Origin of the sequence: Methylobacterium sp. WL6, from assembly GCF_008040095.1 — a bacterium.
Classification (GTDB): domain Bacteria; phylum Pseudomonadota; class Alphaproteobacteria; order Rhizobiales; family Beijerinckiaceae; genus Methylobacterium.
This window is the reverse complement of the sequence record NZ_VRVH01000383.1, coordinates 1-3,587: the sequence shown is the minus strand read 5'-3', so window position 1 is coordinate 3,587 and position 3,587 is coordinate 1. Positions and strand designations below refer to the sequence as shown.

Annotated in this window: 5 protein-coding genes; 2 read left to right on the top strand and 3 right to left on the bottom strand. The window is 72.3% G+C overall.

Translation table 11 applies throughout. The features are described from left to right. On the bottom strand, nt 1-1,090 hold a 1,090-nt coding region (locus tag FV230_RS25970; RefSeq protein ID WP_147844439.1), incomplete at its 3' end, for a glycosyltransferase family 4 protein. Nucleotides 1,091-1,247: 157 nt separating this feature from the next. Here FV230_RS25970 and FV230_RS25965 point away from each other — a divergent pair. After that, entirely contained in the window at nt 1,248-2,039 is a 792-nt protein-coding gene (locus FV230_RS25965) for an alpha/beta hydrolase (protein ID WP_147844438.1), read from the top strand. Here the strand turns inward: FV230_RS25965 and FV230_RS25960 are convergent. Both FV230_RS25960 and FV230_RS25955 read right to left on the bottom strand, forming a co-directional pair. Then, nucleotides 2,026-2,310, bottom strand: a complete 285-nt coding sequence (locus FV230_RS25960) for a DUF1150 domain-containing protein (protein ID WP_147729167.1) — start codon at nt 2,308-2,310, stop codon at nt 2,026-2,028. The genes FV230_RS25965 and FV230_RS25960 overlap by 14 nt on opposite strands. A gap of 111 nt (nt 2,311-2,421) precedes the next feature. After that, nucleotides 2,422-2,850 carry an Hsp20 family protein gene (locus FV230_RS25955; protein ID WP_147729168.1) on the bottom strand — a complete coding sequence of 143 codons (429 nt, stop codon included), beginning with the start codon at nt 2,848-2,850 and terminating at the stop codon, nt 2,422-2,424. 376 nt (nt 2,851-3,226) lie between these two features. Between FV230_RS25955 and FV230_RS25950 the strand changes: the two genes are divergently transcribed. Then, a partial coding sequence (locus FV230_RS25950; RefSeq protein WP_147844437.1) for a hypothetical protein occupies nt 3,227-3,587 on the top strand: 361 nt, incomplete at its 3' end.

Genomic DNA, 3,587 nt, shown 5'->3' with positions numbered 1-3,587 from the left:
GCGCCTCCGCGAGTGCCGCCGCGAGCGCCGCCGCATCGCCGGCGGGAACGCGCCAGCCGGTGCGCTGGCCGGCCGACACTTCGGGCGGGCTCAAAACGGTTTCGGGGACCGCGCCGAGGTCGGACACCACCACCGGCGTGCCGAGCGCCTGGGCCTCGACGGCGGAACGGCCGAACGCCTCCGGCTCGACGGAGGGCACCGCGACGACCGAGGCGGCCCGGAAGGCCGCCGGCATGTCGGTGCAATGCCCGACGCGGCGGACGACGCCCACGAGCCCGCGCGCCACGACCAGCGCGTCGAGCTCGCGCTCGTAGGCGACCCTGCCCTGGGGGTCGCCCGCGAGCACGATGGCGAAATCGGCGACGCCCTGCGCGCGCATCAGCGCCGCCGCCTCGATCAGGATGCGCTGGCCCTTCCACGCGGTGAGGCGGGCCGCCAGCAGGACGACGCGCTCGTGCGGGGCGACGCCCCAGACGCGGCGCAACGCCTCGACCCGCGCGGCGCCGACCGAGACGGGAGTGAAGGCGGAGAGGTCGGTTCCGCGGTGGATCACCTGAACCCGGTCGCCCGCCTGCTCGGCATGCAGGCGACGGATCAGGTCGGCGGTGTAGTGCGAGTTGGCGATCACCACGTCGCCGCGCGCCATCACCGAGTTGTACAGCACCTTCACGCCGGTACGGCCGGAATAGCTGCCGTGATAGGTCGTGACGAAGGGCAGCTTCAGCCGTCGCGCAGCGCCGAGCGCGACCCAGGCCGGGGCGCGGGACCGCGCATGGATGATCTGCACGCCCTCGCGCCGGCACAGGCGCGCCAGGCGGCCGACGTTGAGGGCCATCTGGACGGGGTTCTTCGACGCCGCCGGGAACGGCAGGCAGATGCCGCCCTTGGCCTGAAGCTCGCCGACGAGGCGCCCGCCTTCCGTCGCGACCAGCGCACGCGCACCGACCGCCGCGAGGCCGGCCGCGATGTCGACGGTGGTGCGCTCGGCACCGCCGGCGTCGAGCTCGGGAATGATCTGGAGGACGCAGGCACCGGCCAGCGGCGACGCGTCGCCGGGGAAGCCGACCGACGGACGGGAATCGCCGTTCATCGGCGGCTGCGCGGCGAGAGGGCGCAGGCGGGCCGCGGCCGCAGGGAAGCGTTCATTGTCATAGGATCACGGGTACGCTTTACGGTCTGGTAAACGGCGGCTGAAGACGCGGCGTTCAGGTCGGGAACGCGCGGGCCGGGCGAATCGGGAGAGCGGGATGCGGGACGGGACGACGTTGGAGCACGTCGACGTCGGCGAAGGAGCGGACCGACGCCAGATCGCCGTGCGCGTGCGCGACGGGGCGGGTCCGGCGATCGTCTGGCTCGGAGGCTTCCGCTCGGACATGGGCGCCACCAAGGCGATGGCGGTCGACGCCTGGGCCGCCGCCGAGGGGCGGCGCTTCGTGCGGTTCGATTATTCCGGCCACGGCGAATCTGAGGGCGAGTTCTCGGCCTGCACGATCTCGACCTGGCTCGCCGACGCCGAGGGCGTGCTCGCCGCGCACGCGCCGGAAGCGCCGGTGCTGATCGGATCCTCGATGGGCGGATGGATCGCCTGCCTCGTGGCGCGAAACCTCGCGGCGCGCGGGGCGCCGGCGCCGACCGGCCTCGTGCTGATCGCGCCGGCCCTCGACTTCACCGAGGACCTGATGTGGGATCGGTTCCCGCCCGAGGTGCGCCGCACGCTGGAGCAGGACGGCGTCTGGCTGCGCCAGAGCGCCTACGCGCCCGAGCCCGACGCAATCACCATGGCGCTGATCGAGGATGGCCGGCGCAACCGCCTGCTGACCGGCGCCCTCGACCTGCGCTGCCCGGTCCACATCCTCCAGGGAATGAACGATCCGGACGTGCCGCACGCCCACGCCTTCCGCATCCTGGACCGGCTGCCGGCGGCGGGCACGGTCCTCACGCTGATCGCGGATGGCGACCACCGCCTGTCGCGGCCGCAGGATATCGCGCGGCTGCTCTCGGCGGTGGCGGAGATGGCGAGACCGGCTAGTGCAGGCTGACCGGGAAGAGGTCGTGCTCGGCGGCGTTGGCGAGGATCACCTCGCGCGAGTCCGCGAGCAGGATCGGCGCGCCGCTGGCCGACAGGAGCGCGAACAGGTCGAGGCCGGGCGTCAGCTGCGGCGCCTGCGGGAACAGCCGCATCACCTCGTCGGAGCGGATCGAGCGGACGTAGGCGATGTGACCTTCGCCCAGGGCCGCGAGGTCGGCGGCGTTGAATTCGGCCGGATCGAGGTCTGCGGCCGTCAGCGGGGAGGTGTTGAGGTCGGTCATGTCGTGCCCTCCTTTCGAGGCAGAGCAATCGGCCCGGAAACGATCCCGTCTTGATCGAACCGATCCGGCGATCGTGGGCCTGATCCTGATGTGGGGTGCTTTTCCCGCGGATCAATCGCGCTCGAGGATGGCGATGCGGCGCACCACCCGCTCGGGCTCGGGCCGCGCCAGATCGATCGAGAGCAGCCCGTTCGACAGGTCGGCGCCGAGCACCTCCATCCCGTCGGCCAGCAGGAACGCACGCTGGAACTGCCGCGCCGCGATGCCGCGGTGGAGGAACAGCCGCTCCTTGTCGTCGACCTGACGGCCGCGGACGATCAGCTGGTTCTCCTCCAGCATCACGTCGAGCTGGTCGCGCGTGAAGCCGGCCACCGCCAGGGTGATCCGCAGGCGGTCCGGCTCCCGGTCGGTGCGGGCCAGACGCTCGATGTTGTAGGGCGGGTAGCCGTCGTTGGCGGCCTTGGAGACCCGGTCGAGGGCCTGCTCGATCTCGTCGAACCCGAGCAGGAACGGGTGTCCGAACGGAGATGGACGGGTCATCGGCGGCAACACCCCTGTGGAGGCCCCGTGCCCGAATGCCGGTGGGCGCCTCGTCGCGGGGCCCGCTGGCGGCAGCGCCCCTTCCGGCCCAGCGGCCCGGCACGCCAAGATATGGACGAGGCGACCCGGCCCATCAAGGGACGCCGCGCCGCGCCGAAGGCGGGACGCACGGGCAGAAGCGGCAACGGACGGCGGGATCTTTCGGCAACAGACGACGGCCGAGAACAGGGATGTATTCGTAACAGTTTGGAACGGATCTGATTTTCGGCCGTGCCCTTGATCCTTGCCCTCCACCTCGGATACTTCCGCCCCGCAGGCACAGTGCGGTCCGTTTCAGCGTGACGAGGCGGTGCGGCAGGCACTTTCCGGAGGCCGAATGTCCGCACCGATCCTGTCGAAGCATGCGCCGATGCCGCGGGTGGCGGAGGTCTGCGGCGACGACGCGGAGGTGCTGGCGCTCTCGGTCGCCCGGTTCGTGGCCGCGGGCTACATGACGCGGGACATCGCGTGCTGGGATGCGGCGTTCGACGGTGCGGAGACGCTTCTCGGCGCCGAGGCCGGCGGCCGCTTCGTCTCCGGGATCGTCGGGGTCGTCCGCGCGCTGCGCGCCGAGCGGGCGGATGACGGGTCGTTCATGCCGGCGACCTGCTGCCGGCTGACCGGGCACGAATGCGCGCTGGTCGGCCTGATCGGGCGCGGCCGGCGCAGGCTCTGGACGGAGGTCGAGCGCGGCGCGG